At 68.9% G+C, this 18,015-nt stretch carries 17 protein-coding genes (1 of these 17 only partly in view); 9 read left to right on the top strand and 8 right to left on the bottom strand.

Annotated elements, in window-relative coordinates; all coding sequences use genetic code 11:
• On the top strand, positions 1–179 hold the 3' end of the coding sequence (locus tag LAJ19_RS15725) for a nucleotidyltransferase family protein (protein ID WP_225523452.1). The gene continues 616 nt to the left of window position 1, outside the view; only the last 179 of its 795 coding nucleotides appear in the window; the start codon falls outside the window, past its left edge; the stop codon is at positions 177–179.
• Between the two features lie 882 nt (positions 180–1,061).
• Positions 1,062–1,667, top strand: coding sequence for a DoxX family protein (locus tag LAJ19_RS15720; protein WP_225523451.1), 606 nt, complete (start codon positions 1,062–1,064; stop codon positions 1,665–1,667).
• 66 nt (positions 1,668–1,733) lie between these two features.
• Here the strand turns inward: LAJ19_RS15720 and topA are convergent, their stop codons facing one another.
• The 3 genes from topA to LAJ19_RS15705 form a co-directional block, all read right to left on the bottom strand.
• Entirely contained in the window at positions 1,734–3,782 is a 2,049-nt protein-coding gene (gene topA, locus LAJ19_RS15715; RefSeq protein WP_225523450.1) for a type I DNA topoisomerase, read from the bottom strand.
• Between the two features lie 111 nt (positions 3,783–3,893).
• Complete coding sequence (locus LAJ19_RS15710; RefSeq protein ID WP_225523449.1) at positions 3,894–4,892, bottom strand: FadR/GntR family transcriptional regulator; 999 nt, start codon at positions 4,890–4,892, stop codon at positions 3,894–3,896.
• Entirely contained in the window at positions 4,889–5,842 is a 954-nt protein-coding gene (locus LAJ19_RS15705) for a hypothetical protein (protein ID WP_225523448.1), read from the bottom strand. The genes LAJ19_RS15710 and LAJ19_RS15705 overlap by 4 nt, the downstream gene beginning before the upstream one ends.
• 206 nt (positions 5,843–6,048) lie before the next feature.
• Between LAJ19_RS15705 and LAJ19_RS15700 the strand changes: the two genes are divergently transcribed.
• The 5 genes from LAJ19_RS15700 (at position 6,049) to LAJ19_RS15680 (ending at position 10,677) form a co-directional block, all read left to right on the top strand.
• Positions 6,049–7,218 carry an ABC transporter substrate-binding protein gene (locus LAJ19_RS15700; protein ID WP_225523447.1) on the top strand — a complete coding sequence of 390 codons (1,170 nt, stop codon included), beginning with the start codon at positions 6,049–6,051 and terminating at the stop codon, positions 7,216–7,218.
• A 67-nt stretch (positions 7,219–7,285) separates the two neighbouring features.
• Positions 7,286–8,260, top strand: a complete 975-nt coding sequence (locus LAJ19_RS15695; protein WP_225523446.1) for a branched-chain amino acid ABC transporter permease — start codon at positions 7,286–7,288, stop codon at positions 8,258–8,260.
• Position 8,261: 1 nt separating this feature from the next.
• Positions 8,262–9,200, top strand: a complete 939-nt coding sequence (locus LAJ19_RS15690) for a branched-chain amino acid ABC transporter permease (protein WP_225523445.1) — start codon at positions 8,262–8,264, stop codon at positions 9,198–9,200.
• Positions 9,197–9,973 carry an ABC transporter ATP-binding protein gene (locus LAJ19_RS15685; RefSeq protein ID WP_225523444.1) on the top strand — a complete coding sequence of 259 codons (777 nt, stop codon included), beginning with the start codon at positions 9,197–9,199 and terminating at the stop codon, positions 9,971–9,973. The genes LAJ19_RS15690 and LAJ19_RS15685 overlap by 4 nt, the downstream gene beginning before the upstream one ends.
• Positions 9,973–10,677 (top strand): ABC transporter ATP-binding protein, encoded by a 705-nt coding sequence (locus tag LAJ19_RS15680; protein ID WP_225523443.1) that lies wholly within the window; start codon positions 9,973–9,975, stop codon positions 10,675–10,677. The genes LAJ19_RS15685 and LAJ19_RS15680 overlap by 1 nt, the downstream gene beginning before the upstream one ends.
• 232 nt (positions 10,678–10,909) lie before the next feature.
• Here LAJ19_RS15680 and rhaS read toward each other — a convergent pair whose 3' ends face one another.
• The 5 genes from rhaS to LAJ19_RS15655 form a co-directional block, all read right to left on the bottom strand.
• Entirely contained in the window at positions 10,910–11,905 is a 996-nt protein-coding gene (rhaS, locus tag LAJ19_RS15675) for a rhamnose ABC transporter substrate-binding protein (protein ID WP_225523442.1), read from the bottom strand.
• A gap of 67 nt (positions 11,906–11,972) precedes the next feature.
• Entirely contained in the window at positions 11,973–12,980 is a 1,008-nt protein-coding gene (locus LAJ19_RS15670) for an ABC transporter permease (protein ID WP_225523441.1), read from the bottom strand.
• The gene (locus LAJ19_RS15665) at positions 12,977–14,005 is read right to left on the bottom strand and encodes an ABC transporter permease (RefSeq protein WP_225523440.1); all 1,029 of its coding nucleotides are present in this window, start codon (positions 14,003–14,005) and stop codon (positions 12,977–12,979) included. Before LAJ19_RS15665 ends, LAJ19_RS15670 begins: the two co-directional genes overlap by 4 nt.
• The gene (locus LAJ19_RS15660; protein WP_225523439.1) at positions 14,002–15,534 is read right to left on the bottom strand and encodes a sugar ABC transporter ATP-binding protein; all 1,533 of its coding nucleotides are present in this window, start codon (positions 15,532–15,534) and stop codon (positions 14,002–14,004) included. The genes LAJ19_RS15665 and LAJ19_RS15660 overlap by 4 nt, the downstream gene beginning before the upstream one ends.
• Positions 15,527–15,865, bottom strand: coding sequence for an L-rhamnose mutarotase (locus tag LAJ19_RS15655; protein ID WP_225523438.1), 339 nt, complete (start codon positions 15,863–15,865; stop codon positions 15,527–15,529). The genes LAJ19_RS15660 and LAJ19_RS15655 overlap by 8 nt, the downstream gene beginning before the upstream one ends.
• 136 nt (positions 15,866–16,001) lie before the next feature.
• Between LAJ19_RS15655 and LAJ19_RS15650 the strand changes: the two genes are divergently transcribed.
• Both LAJ19_RS15650 and rhaI read left to right on the top strand, forming a co-directional pair.
• Complete coding sequence (locus LAJ19_RS15650; protein ID WP_225523437.1) at positions 16,002–16,787, top strand: DeoR/GlpR family DNA-binding transcription regulator; 786 nt, start codon at positions 16,002–16,004, stop codon at positions 16,785–16,787.
• A complete protein-coding gene (gene rhaI / locus LAJ19_RS15645; RefSeq protein ID WP_225523436.1) occupies positions 16,784–17,971 on the top strand; it encodes an L-rhamnose isomerase in 1,188 nt (395 codons plus the stop codon). Before LAJ19_RS15650 ends, rhaI begins: the two co-directional genes overlap by 4 nt.
• Positions 17,972–18,015 lie beyond the last annotated feature (44 nt).

Raw genomic sequence — 18,015 nt, 5'->3', positions numbered from 1 at the left:
AAAACGTCTGGCACGTCCTGGGGTATATGCGGACGTCCCTGGAGATCCTGCCTGTGATTGATCCGACCAATCCCAACAACGTTATCTCCGACACGATGACCGCGCAGCAGAAGCAGGCCGCCGCGGCCGCCGCCGTTCATTCACGTCACGCGGAGGACTGGACCCACGTTCTCTGGTGATTACCATGGGGCGCCACACCCTCCGTCATGAGTATTCGCGGGGAACTGCCACATCTGGTTCAGACCTCTGAGACCTGACGGTCTGGTGTGTTCCACTTCATCCTGACGGCCCATCTGAAATGAGGTCTGGCCTGGGGCAGAGGCAGCGCTCTGTCACGGAACAGGAGAGGCGGTCGCCCGGCCGGAGGGCCGATGCTGAACGGCCGGGGGCTGGGCGGCGGGCTGAATAAACGGCGGTGATTTCAGGATGTCCCCCGCCGACAGCCGGCCGTCTTGCGGCGGCACATCCCTGCGGCACGCCTGCAGCACCTTGCAGTACCAGGACACGCGGCATCATGGCGGCACCAGCGTCTTCATGAGGGTGATCGCCCGGAACCCACGCCTGCAGGATTTGCGTACTGACTGCCAAGGTCGGCCGGGGGACCTGGGACGGCGCTGGCCAGCGTCCCTGGGTTCCCTGTTTTTTAGCTGGACCTGCCGCTTGATGGGGTTGGGATCGGAACTGCAGTCTTGGACATGCGGGAGGCACGTGTGCACGTGTGTGGCGCCGCCCATGGTCAGGGGTGTGGGGCCAGAGGGTTTCAGGCTCAGGGCAGGTGCCCGCATCAGCCTGGTGCGCAGCGGCTGTGCGCGGCGCTGGGGCACACCGGGCGGCGCAGTCTGAGCCGGACGGCCTGGAACGTCGTTTCACGCACCGGGGGAGGTTCGCCGTGACGTTGGCGCCCTCAGGACGGACGGCACCACGTCACTTCTGAGGGCGCCCGCTTCAGGGATGCTCAAGGCGGCCTGGCTGCGCTGGGTGATCCGCCTGACTGCCTGCGGCATATAGCCGTGTAGCAGCAGGGAAGGAAGTGTCCTCATCTGACTCTGCCGGAGGGTACTATGCGATTTTCCCCAGAACTTCACGGCCGGTCATCGTCGCGCACACCCGTTCAGAAGGGGTCTGAGTTTACGGCAGCCTTCAATCTGTATGAAGCCCGCCTTGTCGGCTGGTGGGCCAGGCACGGGATTACGCTGCTGCGTCTCTCGCTGGGACTGATCTTCTTCTGGTTTGGGGTGCAGAAATTTTTTCCAGGCATGAGCAGCGCCGAAGGCCTGGCAACCCACACCATTTCGGTCCTCACGTTCGGGCTGGTTCCTGCGCAGGCCAGCTTGCCTCTCCTGGCCACCTGGGAATGCGCGATCGGGCTGGGCCTGCTGAGCGGCAGGTTCCTGCGGGTCACGGTGCTGCTGCTCCTGCTGCAGATGGCCGGGACGTTCCTGCCCCTGATCTTTTTTCCCGAGGAGACCTTCAAAGTCTTTCCGCTGGTGCCGAACCTTGAAGGCCAGTACATCATCAAGAATCTGGTCCTGATCTCGGGTGCCCTGGTCGTGGGGGCCACCTCACGCGGCGGCGCCCTGATCGCGGATCCCAAAGCGGCCCGTTCAGCCGAGAGGATGCAGGCCGTGCATGCACGCTTCCGTCGCCGGTTCCACCGCGAACCTTAACCGCCGCGCCCAGCCTGCCCGGACCCTGCCCCGGGCAGACTGGACGCCCTGGGCGCCTCAGTGGGGTCACGGTTTCGTCTTGCGTTTCGGGGCGCCGCGCGGTTTGTGCGGCGCCGCTTTCATGCTCTTGCGTGGGCGGGCAGCCTGGCTGGTGTCCGGGTGCGCGGCGCCGCGCGGACGGCGCTGTTTGGGCGGGGTCCAGCCACCCTGCATGATGGCCACTGCCTCCGCTTCGCTCAGGTCGGCGGGAATCACCTCGGGCGGCAGGGGCGCGGCCTGCCCTCCGCGGACCAGGTGGGGGCCGGACGCCGCGGCGCGCAACCGGGTGCCCTCCAGGTGCGGCAGGGGCAGGCTGGGCGCCTCATGGGACGCCCGGCCAATGATGGGGGCGAGGCCTTCGGTCCAGAAGCGCGTGAGGTAATCCACGCGGGTGGTGTGTCCGGCGGCGACGTCATCGAGTCCGGTTTCCATGGTGGCCGTGAAGTCCCTGTGCATGACCGGCGGCACCTGCCGGGCGAGGTAGGTGGCGACCAGGAGACCGACGGCGGTGACCGCGAGGTGCCGCCCGGCGAGGCGGGCGTACCCGCGGGTCTGGAGGGTGCTGACGGTCTGGGCGTAAGTGCTGGGGCGGCCGATGCCGGCTTTCTCCATGGCCTGCACCAGCGTGGCTTCGGTGTAGCGGGTGGGGGGGGAGGTGGTTTTCCCCTCGGGCGGCCGGGCGCGCAGCGGCACCTGCTGACCGGGCGTGAGGGCCGGAAGGTTCTGGTCATCCGGGTCACCAGCGTCGTCCTGAAGGAGGCGGAGGTACCCGGCGTCTTTCAGGACGCGGCCCTGGGCACTGAGGGTGGCGGCGCCGCAGGTAAGGGTCACGACGGTTTTGTCGAAGACGGCGTCGTGCATCTGGGAGGCCACGGTCCGCTGGTAGATCAGGGTGTAGACCGCCAGGGTGTCGCCGGTGAGGCCCACGGTGTCAGGGGCGCGCCAGGTGGTGCCGGCGGGCCGGATGGCTTCATGGGCTTCCTGGGCGTTCTTGTTGCGCGTAGCGTACTGCCGGGGCTGTGAGGGCACGGCGCCGGGGCCGAACAGCCGGGCGGCCTCCCGCCGGGCTTCGCTCAGGGCCTCGTCCGACAGGGCGGGCGAGTCGGTGCGCATGTAGGTGATGTACCCGCCCTCGTAGAGCGTCTGGGCGACGTCCATGACACGCCTGGCGCTGAGGTTCAGGCGGCTTCCGGCCTGCTGGAGGGTGCTGGTGATCAACGGCGGGGCCGGGCGGGAGCGGGTTTCGGTGAGGTCCACCCGGGTGACCGTGGCGTCCTTTCCGTCGAGGTAGGCGCTCAGGGCGCTCGCCTGCTCGCCGGTCATGACGAGCACCTGCGCGCCTTCTTTCAGCACGCCAGCCTGGGTGTAGTCGCTGGCTTTGGCGATGGGCCGGCCGGCCGGGTGGTCCTTGCTGCGGACGTGCGTCACGGTGGCGGTGAAGGCCGGGCGGGTCTGCGCGGCCGCGCGGATCACCCAGAACGTGGCGGGGCGGAAGGTCATGCGGGCCATGTCGCGGGCGGCGAGGAGCATCAGGGCGGCGCTCTGCACCCGCCCGGCGCTGAGTTTGCTGCCGACGCTGTTCCACAGCAGCGGACTGACCCGGTAGCCCACCAGCCGGTCGATGACCCGCCGGGCTTCCTGCGCGGCCACGAGGCGCAGGTCCAGCGGCCGGGTGGTCTGCAGGGCGCGCTGCAGGGCGTCCTTGGTGATTTCCGTGAACACCATCCGCACCGGCTGGTCGACCCCCAGCAGCCGGCTGAGGTGGTAGGAGATGGCTTCGCCTTCGCGGTCCATGTCGGAGGCGAACAGCACCGCGTCGGCCGTCCGGGCCAGTTGCTGGAGTTCGCGGACGGTCTGGCGCTTGGCGGGCGGCACGACGTAGATGGGCGTGAAGGTCGCGGGGTTCACGCCGAGGGCCGCCCAGGGTTCCTGGCGGTAGCGCTCGGGGATCTCCCCTTTCGAGCCCGGCAGGTCGCGCACGTGCCCGAGGGAGGCGCAGACGACGTAGCCCTGACCGAGGTATCCGGCGATTTTTTTCGCTTTCGCCGGGCTCTCGACGATCACCAGGGTGGCCATGGCTTCAGGGTAGCGGCAGACGGGCGCGGCAGTGGAAGACAGGGCGCAATTGGGGTGGGGCGCCGTGAAGCCGGGCGGGCCAGCAGTGAAGCGTGCCCTTCCGGGCGGGGCTCAGCGGTCGTCGCCGTAGCGTTTTTCGAGCAGTTCGGCCAGCGCGTGCCACTCGTCCTGTTTGGCGGGGGGCAGCTGGCGGGCGAGGCCCTGCAGGTAGCGGCCCAGATGCTGGCGGGTGAGGCTGTCGGGGTCGAGGCCGAGTTCGCTGGCAGCTTCGGGAATCAGCACGTCGGCCATCGGGCCGATCAGGCGGGTGAGGTTCCAGTGGAGGTCCTCGAGGAAGTCGGCGCCCAGGGGCGGTTCAGGCTCGGCGGGCCGGCCCAGGGCGCGTTCCAGGGTACCGCCTTCGGTGGTCTGGTCGAGCATCCAGTCAAACGCCTGAATTGCGCCGGGGGCGTCACGGCGGATGATGCCGTGAATGATGTCGCGGTGCGTGTCGTACAGGGCGGGGAAACGGCCGCTGGTCAGCAGGTCGGTGCTGATGGCGCGCAGCAGGTTCGCCAGGGGCATGTGAATGGCCCGCAGGAGGCGGAGCACCACCGGGTTGCCGGCGGCCTGGGCGACCGCGAGGTGCAGGGCGAGGTCCGCCTGAATGAATCCTTCCGGGTCACCCTGAACGTCGCGCATGCGGTGCAGGTGCCCGAGCAGTTCGGCGTGCTGTTCGGGGGTGGCGACCCGCGCGGCCTGGGCGATGGTGTAGTGCTCGAGCACCTGGCGGGTGTCCAGGAAGGCGCGCGCTTCGGTTTCGTCGAGCACCGCCCCGAGCCACAGGTTGATGCTGGGGGCCTGCTGGGTGACGGGCAGCACGACCGTGCCGCGTCCCGGGCGGGCGTCCACGACGCCGCTGGCCGACAGGATGCTGATTGCTTCACGGACCGCGGCCACGCTGGTGCCGTAGCGCTGGGCGAGTTCGCGCTGGCTGGGCAGGGTGTCGCCGGGCCGCAGGTGCCCGTCGAGCAGCAGCGACTGAAGGTGGACCGCGATGTGTTCGCCCAGGGAGCGTTTCTCGAGCGGACCGGCGGGAAAGGTGTCACCGGGGGGCGTGGCGGTGCTCACCCGCGGCCTCCGGGCCGCAGGCGGCTCAGGGCCAGGTGCAGGCTGACCCTCAGCCGCTCGATGGCGCCGACGAGGTCGGTGAGTTCGTCGGGCCGGCCGCGGGTGCGGATACGGATGGGCTCACTGAGTTGTCCGAGACTGGCCTGCTGCGCGGCGTCGGTGATGGCGAGAATTACGTGCACCAGGCGGCGCACGGCGTGGTAGGCGAGCAGGGCGGCAGTGAGAGCGGTGACGGCGCAGGCCAGCAGGACCAGCAGCAGTTGACGCTGGAGGTCGGTGTTCAGGTGACCGAGGGTGACGCCGATGGCCACGTGGAACAGCCGGGTGCCGCGCGGGGCGGTTTCGCCGGGCAGGCGCAGGGCGCGGGTGCCGCCGGGCGTGTCGTACACGTCGAGTTGCGTGACTTCGTAGGTCTGCTGCTGGCCGAGTGTGGCAGACAGGGTGCGGATGGCTTCCTGTATGTGCTCGCGGACACTTTGAGGAGCGCGTTCGTCCAGGACGGCCTCGGCGGCGCGGTAGGCATCGACATGGGTGTCGCGCAGCGCAAAGTGGGTTTGCCCGGGCTGGTTGCGGAAGAAGGCGTCGAGTTGCGCGCGCAGCAGCCAGTCAGTCTGCGGGGTGTCGCTCGTGAAGTAACGCGGCGCGTCCCCGGCGGGCTGCACGTCGATGAAGGCGACGCTGGGTGAGGTGACGGCGGCGCGCAGCTGGGTGTTCACCTGGGTCAGGTCGGTGACGTCCAGCGTGCTGGCCAGGACGCTCGCTACTGAGGCGCTCAGTGAGCGGGAGATGGCGCGCAGTTCGGTGTGCCGTTGCGCCGTGAGGATCGCGCTCACCATCACGCCAAGAAGCAGGACGGGCAGCACGGTGATCAGCAGGGCTTTCGTGCGCAGGCCCAGGCGGCGCGGGGGGCGCCGGGCAGTGGGAACGGTGGGGGTGGTGGTCGCGGTCATGCGTTCTCCAGGGTGACACGTCACCGTGAATGAGAATCTTGTACCCGGTCTATTGATCTGACCATTCAAACAGTTGACTTGATCGGACGCTCAGCCTACACTCACGCTGTCCCACAACACAAGTCCGCCGCCCGGAGCGCCGCGGACCGGCGATGCGCCCTCGGCCGGAGACACCGGCGACGGCGGCACATCCCAAAGGAGCTTTGATGGCACGGATTTCCCTGAACGGCGCCCTGTGCGCCACCCTGAGCCTCACACTCGGCCTCGCCCACGCCCAGAAAGTCGACACCATCACCATCGGCGTGGCGGTGGCCCAGACGAGCAACACCGCCCTGCTCGGCCAGGAACAGGTCATCGGCGCCCGATTCGCCGAGAAGTACCTCAACGCCCGCGGCGGTATCAACGGCACGCCTTTCAAACTGGTGTTCCAGGACACCGGCGGTGACGAGGCCGGCGCCATCAACGCCTTCCAGACCCTGATCACCAAAGACCGCGTGATCGGAATCGTCGGACCGACCCTCTCGCAGCAGGCCTTCGCGTCCGACCCCATCGCCGAGCGCGCCAAGGTGCCGGTGCTCGGGCCCAGCAACACCGCCAAGGGCATTCCGCAGATCGGCAACTTCATCGCGCGCGTGTCGGCGCCCGTGGCTGTGGTCGCCCCGAACGCCGTGCGCCAGGCCCTGAAACTCGACCCCAAGATCAAAGACGTCGCCGTGCTGTACGCGCAGAACGACGCCTTCTCCACCAGCGAGACCGGCACCTTCCAGGAAACCGTCAAGGCGCAGGGCCTGAACCTCGCCACCGTACAGAAGTTCCAGACGACCGACACCGACTTCACCACGCAGGTCACGGCCGTGCTGAACGCCAAGGTGGACCTCGTGATCATCTCCGGCCTCGCGGCCGACGGCGGCAACCTCATCAAGCAGCTGCGCCAGCTCGGCTACAAGGGCCTGATCATCGGCGGCAACGGCATGAACACCTCCAACATGTTCCCGGTGTGCCAGAAACTGTGCGACGGCGTGATTATCGCGCAGGCCTACAGCCCCGCGCAGTCCAGCGCCGCCAACCAGGTGTTCGTCAAGGAATACAGCGCGCAGTACAAGAAAGCGCCCCCGCAGTTCGCCGCGCAGGCCTACGCCGGCGTGCAGGTCATGGTCGAGGCCCTGAAGGTCATCGACCGCAAGAAGAAGCTCAACACCTGGGACCTCGACGACCTGCGCGTGGAACTGAACAAACAGATTCTGCTCGGCAAGTACAACACGCCCCTGGGCCTGCTGGCCTTCGACAAAGAAGGCGAGATCATCCAGAAAGAGTTCTACGTGGCGCAGATCAAGATGAAAGACGCCAAGACCGGCTCCTTCGTCTACCTGAAATAACCTCCCGCCCGACCGCCGCCGTCAGCCTGCACCACACGCTGGCGGCGGTCGGCTGAAAAGGACTCCCATGGAACTGAGCGCACTTCTCCAGAACCTCCTCAACGGCCTGGCGATCGGCAGCGTGTACGCGATTTTCGCGCTGGGCTACACGCTGGTCTTCTCGATCCTCGGCATCATCAATTTCGCGCACGGCGCGGTGTTCACCCTCGGCGCGTACTTCACGTACACGCTGGTGGTCGGTCAGTTCGAGAACAACGGCCTGTTCAAGGGCGTCAACCTGTTCCCGGGCGGCTCGCCGCTGTCCGGACACCCGGTGACCTTCGCCCTGGCCACCCTGGTCGGCGCCGCCCTGGCCGGCCTGGTCGCCGTGCTGATCGAACGGGTCGCCTTCCGCCCCATGCGCTCCCGCGGCGCCGACCCGCTGCTGGCGCTGGTCAGTTCCCTCGGCGTGGCGCTGGTGATCGTCAACCTGATCCAGCTGCTCGTGGGCGCCGAAATCTACAACTTCCCCTCCGACGCCTACGGCGAGGTGCGCCCCGCACTGTCGTTCACGCTGGGCGGCAACGTGGTCATCATCCGCACCGTGCAGGTCGTCATCTTCGCTGTCAGCCTCGTGATGCTGGCCGTGCTCGGCTTCGTGATCGGGCGCACCAAGATCGGCAAGGCCCTTCGCGCCGTGGCCGAGAACCCGACCACCGCTTCTCTGCTGGGCATCAGCGTGGACCGCTTCATCGTGATCACCTTCTTCCTTTCGGGTTTCGTCGGCGGCCTCGCCGGAACACTGGTCGGCACCGCGTTCGGTGTGGCCGGACCCTACTTCGGCGTGGCGTACGGCCTCAAAGGACTCGCTGTGATCGTCCTCGGGGGGCTAGGCAGCATTCCGGGCGCCGTGCTCGGCGGCCTCGTGATCGGCCTGGCCGAGGCGTTCGTGCCGGCCGACTACTCGGCGTACAAGGACGCCGTGGCGTTCGCGCTGCTGTTCATCATTCTTCTCGTGCGTCCGCAGGGTCTGCTGGGGCGCAGCGCCATCCAGAAGGTGTAACGTGAGCGACTTCCTCTCAACCTACGGGTTCCTGATCGCCACGATGCTGCAGGCCAGCCTGCTGGGCCTGAGCCTGTACTTCCCCCTGCAGGCAGGCCAGCTGAGCCTCGCCAGCCCCGGGTTCTACGCCCTGGGCGGCTACGCCGCCGCCATTCTCCTCACCAATCCTGCCTTCGGCGGCCTGCGTGACGCGCTCGGCAACGGCATGTTCCCTCTCACGTGGCTGGCCGGCGCACTGATCGGCGGGCTGATGGGCGTCGTTGTGGGCGTACCCGCCCTGCGCCTGCGCGGCATCTACCTCGCGCTCGCCACCATCGCCTTCGTCGAAATTCTGCGCGTGGTGTCCCTGAACCTCACGGTGACCGGCGGCGCGGTCGGCATTTTCGGCATTCCGCAGACCTTCGGGTTTCAGGACCGCTGGCAGTACATCTTCCTGTTCGGGCCGCTGCTGGCCCTGACCCTGCTGTTCGCCCGCCAGCTCGAGCGCTCCCGGGTGGGCCGCGCCCTGCGCGCCCTGCGCGAGGATGAACTCGCCGCGGACGCCATGGGCGTGCCGCCCACGCAGTACAAGGTGCTGGCCTTCGTGATCGGCGCCGTCCTCGCCGGCCTGGTCGGCGCCATGAGCGCGCCGTTCCTGAACACCTGGAACGCCAAGCAGGGCACCTTCGATTCGAGCATCACCATTCTCGCGGCCGTCCTGATCGGCGGAAGCCGCAACATCTGGGGCCCCGTGGTGGGCGGCGCGCTGCTGGCGGCCATTCCCGAGGTCCTGCGCTTCCTGGCCGACTGGCGGCTGGTGCTCAACGGTCTGGTGCTCGTCGTCGCCAGCCTGTACCTCCCGCAGGGCATCGTGGGCGCCCTTGAGCGGCTCGGCCGGCCCCGGCCGCCGCAGCGGCCCGCGCCGCAGGGCCCGGCCGCGGCCGCCAAGGTGAACCCATGACGGCCGCTCCCTCCGCCCCGCCTGTGCTGGAGGCGCGCAACATGACCCGGCGTTTCGGCGGGCTTGTGGCCGTGAACGACGTGAGCTTCGACGTGTACGAAGGCGAGATCTTCGGCCTGATCGGCCCGAACGGCGCTGGCAAGACCACGCTGTTCAACCTCATGACCGGCCTCACGCCGCCCTCAAGCGGGACCCTGACCTACCGCGGCCAGCGGGTCACGGGCCTGCAGCCGCACCGGGTGGCTGCGCTCGGCCTGAGCCGCACCTTCCAGAACATCCGGCTGTTCCGCGGCCTGAGCGCCCTGGAGAACGTTCAGATCGCGCAGCACGCCCGCACGCACGCCGGCCTGTGGCGCGGCGTGTTCGGCGCGGCGCGCGCCGAGGAGGCGCAGGTGAACCGGCGCGCCTGGGAACTGCTGGACCTCGTGGGCATGGGCGACCGCGCCGGTGAACTGGCCGGGAACTTCAGCTACGGCGACCAGCGGCGCCTCGAGATCGCCCGGGCCCTCGCCACCGAACCGCGCGTCCTGCTGCTCGACGAGCCGGCCGCCGGCATGAACACCGCTGAGAAAGGCCAGCTGACCGGCTTCATCCGGCAGGTGCGTGACCAGTTCGACCTCACCGTGCTGGTGATCGAGCATCACGTGCCGCTGGTCATGGACCTGTGTGACCGCGTGGCCGTCCTGAACTTCGGGCAGCTGATCGCAGTGGGCGACCCCGCGGGCGTGCAGCGCGACCCCAGAGTGATCGAAGCGTACCTGGGAGGCGAGTGATGCCACTGCTCGAGATTGAGAACCTCAACGTGAACTACGGCGCGATTCAGGCGGTGCGCGGCGTCTCCCTGTCGGTCGAGGAGGGCGAGGTGGTGACCCTGATCGGCGCGAACGGCGCGGGCAAAACCACCACGCTGCGCGCCGTGTCGCGGCTGATGCGCCCCGCCGCCGGCCGCATCACCTTCGCCGGGCGGGACATCACCCGTGCGCCCGCCGATGAGGTCGTCCGGCTGGGCGTCGCGCAGAGCCCCGAAGGGCGGCAGGTGCTGGCCCGGCAGAGCGTGCAGGACAACCTGGAGCTCGGCGCGTACACCCGCCGGGACAACATCCGCGCGGACCTGAACCAGATGTACGAGCGCTTTCCGCGCCTGGGTGAACGCCGCGATCAGCTGGCCGGCACGCTCTCGGGGGGCGAGCAGCAGATGCTCGCGATTGCCCGGGCCCTGATGAGCCGGCCCCGGCTGCTGCTGCTGGACGAACCCAGCCTGGGCCTGGCGCCGATCATCGTGCGGGAGATTTTCGGCATCATCCGCGAACTGAACGAGCAGGGCGTCACGATCCTGCTTGTGGAGCAGAACGCCCGGCTCGCCATGAACGCCAGCCACCGCACGTACGTTCTTGAGGCGGGCCAGCTGACCTTCAGCGGCGTGAGTGCCGAACTCGTCAACGACGAGCGGGTGCTGCACGCCTACCTGGGCGGCTGAACAGACCGGAGAGCGGGCACGCGGTTCACGGGGACGGTCACGCGGCGTGACCGTCCCCGCGTGCGTCTGAACGCCGCGCCGGCCAGGGGGCCGCGGCGCCGGGGCGGGCCGCCCCTGCTGCTGACCTCCCTGTTCCCGGCCCCACCGCGCGCGGGAAGAGCCGTGCCCCCGGTCCATCCCGGCACGGGGCGCGCCCCGCCGGGTCACCGGCAGGGCGCGCCCCGTGCACTGATCAGAAGTTGAATTTGTCGATGTTGCTCTTGTCGAACACCGTCAGCGGCCCGAGGATGACGACGCCGTCCTTGCCGACGATGCGCTGACCGAGTTTCCCGGCGCTGAACTTCTCGCCTTCCTTGCCGGTGATCTGCCCGCTGACCAGCGCCGCGGCGGCGTAGGAGGCGAGGTAACCGAGGTCTTCGGGGTTCCAGAGGGCGAAGCCCTGCACGGTGCCGTTCTTCACGAATTCACGCATCTGGTTGGGCGTGCCCAGCCCGGTCAGGGCGACCTTGCCCTTGTAGGGGCTGCCCGACAGGTAGCGGGCGGCGGCGCTGATGCCCACCGTGGTGGGCGAGATGACGCCCTTGAGGTTCGGGTAGGCCTGCATCAGGCCCTGCATCTCGGTGAAGGACTTCTGGTCGTCGTCGTTGCCGTAGGCGATCTTGACGAGTTTCATGTCCTTGTACTGGGGTTTTTTGAGTTCGTCCTGCATCACCTTGATCCACGCGTTCTGGTTGGTGGCGTTGGGCGTGGCCGACAGGATGGCGATCTCGCCTTTGTTGCCGATCTGCCGGGCCAGCAGTTTGACCTCGTCGCGGGCGATGGTGTCGGCGCTGGCCTGACTGACGAACAGGTTGCGGCCGTCTTTGGCGACGTCACTGTCGTAGGTCACGACCTTGACACCCTGGCCCATGGCGCGCTTGAGGTACGGCACGAGGGCGTTGGCGTCGCTGGCGGACACCACGATGGCCTTCTGCCGCTGGGCGAGCAGGGTGTTGATGTAGCTGACCTGGCTGCTCGCACCCGCGTCGGACGGCCCGACCTGCTTGCCGACCCCGGCGAATTCCTTGATGGCGGCCTCCCCGCCCTTCCAGGCGGTGGTGAAGTAAGGGTTGTTCACCTGTTTGGGCAGGAAGGCGATGGTGATGCCTTTTTGCAGGGCCGGCTGGGCGAGCGCGGCGGCGCCGAGGGCGAGGGTCAGGGCGGCGAGCAGGGCTTTGCGGTGGGGCATGGGGGTTCCTCCAGGGTGAGGGGCGGCGGGGGCAGGGCGGGCGCGGCGGGGGGTAGGGGTCAGGGGGTCACGGCGCGCCTCCTCTGGCCGCAGCGGCGTGACGCTGCCGCTCGCGTGAGGCTTTGACCTGCGCGGCGAGGTTCGGCCCGAGGACCGAGAGAATCAGGAGCAGACCGGTCACGATGGTGAGAATCTCGTTGGGGACGTCCGCGAGGGTCAGGGCGTTCTGGATGATGCCGATCAGGAACACCGCGCCGATCACGCCGGTGACGCTGCCACGCCCGCCGAAGATGCTGACGCCGCCCAGCAGCACGGCGGCGATCACGGCAAGTTCGAGTCCAGCGGCGTTGTCGGCGCGGGCACTCGAGAAGCGGAAGGTGTAGATCACGGCGGCGAAGGCGCTCATCAGGCCTGACAGGGTGAACAGCAGCAGCTTGGTGCGTTCCACGCGCAGTCCGGCGAAACGCGCGGCGAGTTCGCTGGCGCCGATCGCGTACAGCGACCGGCCGAACGGGGTAGCGTGCAGGGTCACGGCGGTGACGACCGCCAGCGCGGCGAACGCCACGATGGGAATGGGAATCTGCGTGCCGGGCACGAGGCCGAACCCCAGGTTGGTCCAGAACGGCGGGAAGTCTGCCACCGCCCGGTCGCCGAGCAGCGCGTACGCCAGGCCGCGGTACAGGGCGAGGGTGCCGATCGTGACGGCCAGGGAGGGCAGGCCGAGGCGGGTGACGAGCCAGCCGTTGAACAATCCGGCGAGCGTGCCCAGGGCGAGGCTGGCGAGAACCGCCAGGGGCATGGGCACGTGCGCGGCCCACAGCACGCCGAGCAGGGCGCTGCACATCCCGGCGATGGACGCCACGGACAGGTCGATTTCCGCTGCGATGACGATCAAGGTCATGGTCAGGGCAATCAGGGCCACCTCAACGAGATTCGACGACAGGTTCGAGAGGTTCGCGCCAGTCAGGAACGCGTCCGAGAGGGTCGAGCCGATCAGCAGGGCCACGATGACCAGCGCGAGAATGGTGGTTTCCCAGCCGAGCAGGCTGCGGGCGGGCTTCTTGGAAACGCTCACCGGTGGCTCCTTTCCTGCAGCGCGCGCTCGGCGCGCCGGGCGAGAATGATGTCGATGCTGATCGCGAGCAGCAGCAGCGCGCCCTGGATGGCCTGCTGCCAGAAGGCCGGGGCGCGCAGGGCCACGAGGGCGCTGCCGATCACGCCGAGCAGCAGCGCGCCGATGCCGGCCCCGGCGATGGTGCCGACCCCGCCGGTGATGGCGACGCCGCCCACGACGGCCGCGGCGATCACCTGCAGTTCGAGGCCGGTGCCGGCCGCGGCGTCCACCGTGCCGAAGCGCGCGAGGTACAGCACGCCGGCCAGGCCGGCGATCGCGCCGGAGAGGATGAAGCCGGTCAGGACCCGGCGGCCGACGTTGATGCCGGCGAGGTTGGCGGCCTCGACGTTGGAGCCGACCGCGTAGTACTCACGGCCGGACCGGTAGCTGCGCAGGTACACGCTGAAGCCGACCATGACGGCCAGGACCAGCAGGACGAGGGTGGGCACGCCCAGGACGCTGCCACTCGCGAAGGCGCTGAAGGCAGGCGGGAGGTTGCTCGCGGTGATCTGCCCGCCGTGCACGACCGCGTAGTCCACGCCGCGGAACACGTACAGCGTCCCGAGGGTGGCGACCAGCGCCGGCACCTTCCCGTAGGCGACGAGCAGGCCGTTGACGGCGCCGAGCGCGGCGCCGATCCCGAGACCGGCGAGCAGGGCGAGCCAGACGGGCATGCCGGGGTGCGCGACAAACAGACTGCCTGACAGGAAGGCGGTAAGGCCCAGGACGCTGCTGACACTGAGATCCACGTGCTTCATCAGCAGCACCAGGGTCTGGCCGACCACCACGAGCGCGATGATGGCGACGTTCAGCGCGAGGTCACGCAGACTCTGGGCGCTCAGGAACCGCGGGTTGGCGGCGGTGGTGACGGCCACCAGCGTGAGCAGAATCAGGATCAGGCTCGCTTCGCGGGCGCGCAGGAGCCGCGCGAGCAGGTTCGGCGCAGGCGCGGCCGGCGTGCTGGAGGACGACAGATCGGTGGTCACGCCACGCCTCCCAGGCTGGCGGCCACGCGCCGGGGCACGCCCTGGCCGGTGGCGAGGTACATCACGCTTTCTTCGGTCGCGGCCGCGCGCGGCAGTTCGCCGACAAGCTCGCCTTCGCGCATCACGAGGATGCGGTCCGCCATGCCAAGCACTTCCGGCAGATCCGAGCTGATCATGACGACCGCGAGCCCGGCGGCGGCCAGGTCGGCCAGGGTGCGGTGCACTTCGGCTTTGGCGCCGACGTCCACGCCGCGGGTGGGTTCATCCACGATCAGAACGGCCGGGCCGGTGGCGAGCCACTTGGCGAGCACCACTTTCTGCTGGTTGCCGCCGGACAGGGTACTGACCGGGTCAGTCAGGCGGTGCGCCTTGAGCCGCAGGCGGCTGGTCCAGTCGCTGGCGGTGCGGTGCTCGGCGGCGCGGTCCATCAGCAGGCCGCGGCGCAGGCGGGGCAGAACCGCGAGGGTGGCGTTGCGTTCAATGGACATGTCCATCACCAGGCCCTGCTGCCGGCGGTCTTCCGGCACGAGGCCGATGCCGGCGCTCATCGCGGCGATGGTGTCGCCGCCGGGAATACTGCGGCCCTGCACCTGCACCACGCCGCCGTCACGCGGATCGATGCCGAAGATCGCGCGGGCGACCTCGCTGCGCCCCGCCCCGACGAGGCCGGCGAGCCCGACGATCTCGCCGCGGCGCACCTGGAAGCTGACGCTGCGGAACACGCCCCGGCGCGTGAGGTCGCGCACGTCGAGGACCACCTCGCCGGGCGTGACCGCCTGTTTGGGGTACAGCTCGCTGACGTCGCGGCCGACCATGCTGCGCACGACGCTGTCGATGGTGAACTCCGAAGCGGGGCCGGAGGTGACCCAGCGGCCGTCGCGCATCACCGTGAAGCGCTGGCATTCCGCGAACGCCTCCTCAAGGCGGTGCGTGATGAACAGCACGCCCGCGCCGCGGGCACGCAGGGTGCGGACCACCCGGAAGAGCCGCTCGGTTTCCTGGCCGGTGAGGGCGGCGGTGGGTTCGTCCATGATCAGCACGCGCGCCTGGAAGGACAGGGCCTTGGCGATCTCCACGATCTGCTGGTCGGCGATGGACAGGCCGCGCACGGGGCGGTCCGGGTCGAGCGGCACGCCCAGGTCACGCAGAAGCTCGCCCACCCGGGCGTTCATGGCGCGCCGGTCGATGCGCCCACCGCCTTTTAGGGGCTGGCGGCCCATCAGGACGTTTTCGGCGACGGTGAGGTCCGGGAACAGGGTGGGTTCCTGGTAGATGATGGCGATGCCGGCGGCGCGCGCCTCGGCGGTGGAGTGAAAGGTGCGGGGCTGCCCGCCGACGTGCAGGGCGCCGCCGTCGGCGCGGTGCACGCCGGCCAGGATCTTGACGAGGGTGCTTTTGCCTGCGCCGTTCTCGCCGAGCAGGGCGTGCGCCTCACCGCCGTGGAGGTTCAGGCTCACGTCGACAAGCGCGCGGACCGGGCCGAAGCTCTTGCTGGCGTGATGCAGGGCCAGGATGGGCTGGTCAGTCAAGGTGGAAGACCTCCTCCAGGGGCGTGAAGCCCTCGTCGGGGGTCTGCCCGCCGAGGCCGTCGAAGAAAGGAGCCATGGTGGCCTGCCAGCGGGCGTTGACGTCGCGCCCGGCCATGCCCTGCCGGGCGGCCTGCAGGTCGGGCGTCTCGAAGTAGCCGACGAGCAGGCCGTCGTGCTGCAGAAACAGTGAGTAGTTGTGCCAGCCGGTGTCGCGCAGGGCCTGGAGCATCTCGGGCCAGACGCGCTGGTGGTGGGTGCGGTACTCGTCGAGGCGGTCGGGGCGCACACGCAGCAGAAAGCAGACGCGGTGGTGTGGGGCAGCTGGCGGCATAGGTTCTCCATGGGGGTGCGCCACCGGGTCGGTCCCTGGGGCAGGTCAGGTTGGGTTTGTCTTCGTCATCTAACACGATCACTCAGAAAAATGCAAGCTCTTGTAATTTTTTGTTCGTATGGTGTTAGATTTAGGCATGACCACCGACCTGCCCAAGGTGAGCAGCGAGCGCCAGCACCTGATCCTGCGCCGCGCGCTGGCAGAGCGCGTCGTGAAGATCAAAGACCTGTCCGCCGAACTCGGCGTACACGAAATGACTGTCCGGCGCGACATCGACCAGCTCACCGAACAGGGCCTGCTCGAGCGTATTCACGGCGGCGCGCGCATCCTTGAGAAGACCAGCGAGGAAGTCGGGCACCAGCTGCGCGCCACCAAACACACCGAAGCCAAGGAAGCCATCGCCCGCGCCGCCCTGAACCTCATCGACGACGGCGACGTCGTCGCCCTCGACGCCAGCACCACCGCCCTCGCCCTGGCCCGCATCCTGCACGCCCGCAACGTCAGCGCCATCGTCAGCGGCCTCGACGCCGCGAACGTCCTGGCGGCCAACGGCGTGCCCTTCCTGATGGTCGGCGGCAACTTCCACGCGCCGGCCCGGTCCTTCGTCGGGGCGTTCTTCATGGACACCATGACCCGCCTGCACCCCGACAAGGTGTTTTTCTCCGCCAAGGCGTTCACGCCCGACACCGGCTTCACCGACCCTCACCTCCCCGAAGTGGGCGCCAAGCAGACCCTGATCCGCTCAGCCGGCACGGTCGTGGCCCTGCTCGACCACTCCAAGTTCGAGCGCCGCGCCCTGGCCACCATCGCCACCCTCGACCACGTCGACGTGCTCGTCACCGACCAGCCGCTCCCCGAGCGCATCCGCACCGCCGCAGAAGCGGCCGACATTCAGCTGATCGTCACCCAGGAGGCACCATGAATCCGGACCTGTTTTCCGCCCTCAGCGCCCAACGTATCGAAACGCCGTCGTGGGGGTACGGCAACAGCGGCACGCGCTTCAAGACCTTCAGCGCGCCCGGCGCGGCCCGTGACATCTACGAGAAGGTCGCCGACGCCGCCGAAGTGCACCGCCTGACCGGCATTGCGCCCAGCGTCGCGCTGCACATCCCCTGGGACGAGACCGGTGACTACGCCGAACTGCGCCGCTTCGCCGAGGAGCGCGGCGTGACGCTCGGCGCGGTCAACCCGAACGTCTTTCAGGACGACGCGTACAGGCTCGGCAGCATCGCGCACCCGGACGCCGCGGTGCGCCGCCAGGCCCTCGACCACCTGCTCGGCTGCGTGGAGGTGATGCGGCAGACCGGCTCGCGCGACCTGTCGCTGTGGTTCGCCGACGGCACCAACTACGCCGGGCAGGACGACCTGCGCGCCCGCAAGCGCCGCGTCCGCGAGGCGCTGCAGCAGGTGCACGACGTGCTGCCCGCGGGCAGCCGCATGCTCGTCGAGTACAAACTGTTCGAACCGGCCTTTTACGCCACCGACCTGTTCGACTGGGGCGCGGCCTACGCCCACTGCGTGGCCATCGGTGAGAAGGCGCAGGTGCTCGTGGATCTCGGACACCACGCGCAGAGCGTGAACATCGAGCAGATCGTCGCGTTCCTCCTGGACGAAGGGCGCCTGGGCGGCTTTCACTTCAACGCCCGCCGGTACGCCGACGACGACCTGATCGTCGGGACCACCAACCCCTTCGAGTTGTTCTGCATCTACGCCGAACTGGTGGCGGCGGAGCAGAGCCGCGACCCCCTGACCCGCACAACCGCGCAGAACATCGCGTACATGATCGACCAGAGCCACAACATTGAACCCAAAGTCGAAGCGATGCTGCAAAGCGTCCTGAACTGCCAGGAAGCCTACGCCAAGGCCCTGCTGATCGACCGGGACCGCCTGACAGCCGCTCAGCAGGCCGGCGACGTCCTCGAAGCGCACCGCACCCTGACCGACGCCTTCCGCAGCGACGTGCGCCCCCTGCTCGCCGAGTGGCGGCGCGCGCGCGGCCTGCCCGAGGACCCCATTCAAGCGCACCGCGCCAGTGGCCACCAGCAGGCCGCGGCGCAGGCCCGCGGCACGGCCGCCGCGGGCGGCGGCTTCCCCGTTAAACGCTGAGCCCCCTCCCCCACCCTGCGGCCCTTCCTGCAGTCCGTCCAGCC

The organism is Deinococcus taeanensis, from assembly GCF_020229735.1.
Lineage (GTDB): Bacteria > Deinococcota > Deinococci > Deinococcales > Deinococcaceae > Deinococcus > Deinococcus taeanensis.
Note: the sequence above shows the minus strand (reverse complement) of the source record. Positions and strands in the feature narration are given on the sequence as shown.

Excerpts from the sequence above, each read along its gene's own strand:
- LAJ19_RS15705 (WP_225523448.1), bottom strand. The coding sequence starts at position 5,842 with ATGACCGCGACCACCACCCCCACCGTTCCCACTGCCCGGCGCCCCCCG.
- LAJ19_RS15695 (WP_225523446.1), top strand. The coding sequence starts at position 7,286 with ATGGAACTGAGCGCACTTCTCCAGAACCTCCTCAACGGCCTGGCGATC.
- LAJ19_RS15655 (WP_225523438.1), bottom strand. The coding sequence starts at position 15,865 with ATGCCGCCAGCTGCCCCACACCACCGCGTCTGCTTTCTGCTGCGTGTG.
- LAJ19_RS15650 (WP_225523437.1), top strand. The coding sequence starts at position 16,002 with ATGACCACCGACCTGCCCAAGGTGAGCAGCGAGCGCCAGCACCTGATC.
- LAJ19_RS15720 (WP_225523451.1), top strand. The coding sequence starts at position 1,062 with ATGCGATTTTCCCCAGAACTTCACGGCCGGTCATCGTCGCGCACACCC.
- LAJ19_RS15700 (WP_225523447.1), top strand. The coding sequence starts at position 6,049 with ATGGCACGGATTTCCCTGAACGGCGCCCTGTGCGCCACCCTGAGCCTC.
- topA (WP_225523450.1), bottom strand. The coding sequence starts at position 3,782 with ATGGCCACCCTGGTGATCGTCGAGAGCCCGGCGAAAGCGAAAAAAATC.
- rhaS (WP_225523442.1), bottom strand. The coding sequence starts at position 11,905 with ATGCCCCACCGCAAAGCCCTGCTCGCCGCCCTGACCCTCGCCCTCGGC.
- LAJ19_RS15680 (WP_225523443.1), top strand. The coding sequence starts at position 9,973 with ATGCCACTGCTCGAGATTGAGAACCTCAACGTGAACTACGGCGCGATT.
- LAJ19_RS15685 (WP_225523444.1), top strand. The coding sequence starts at position 9,197 with ATGACGGCCGCTCCCTCCGCCCCGCCTGTGCTGGAGGCGCGCAACATG.
- rhaI (WP_225523436.1), top strand. The coding sequence starts at position 16,784 with ATGAATCCGGACCTGTTTTCCGCCCTCAGCGCCCAACGTATCGAAACG.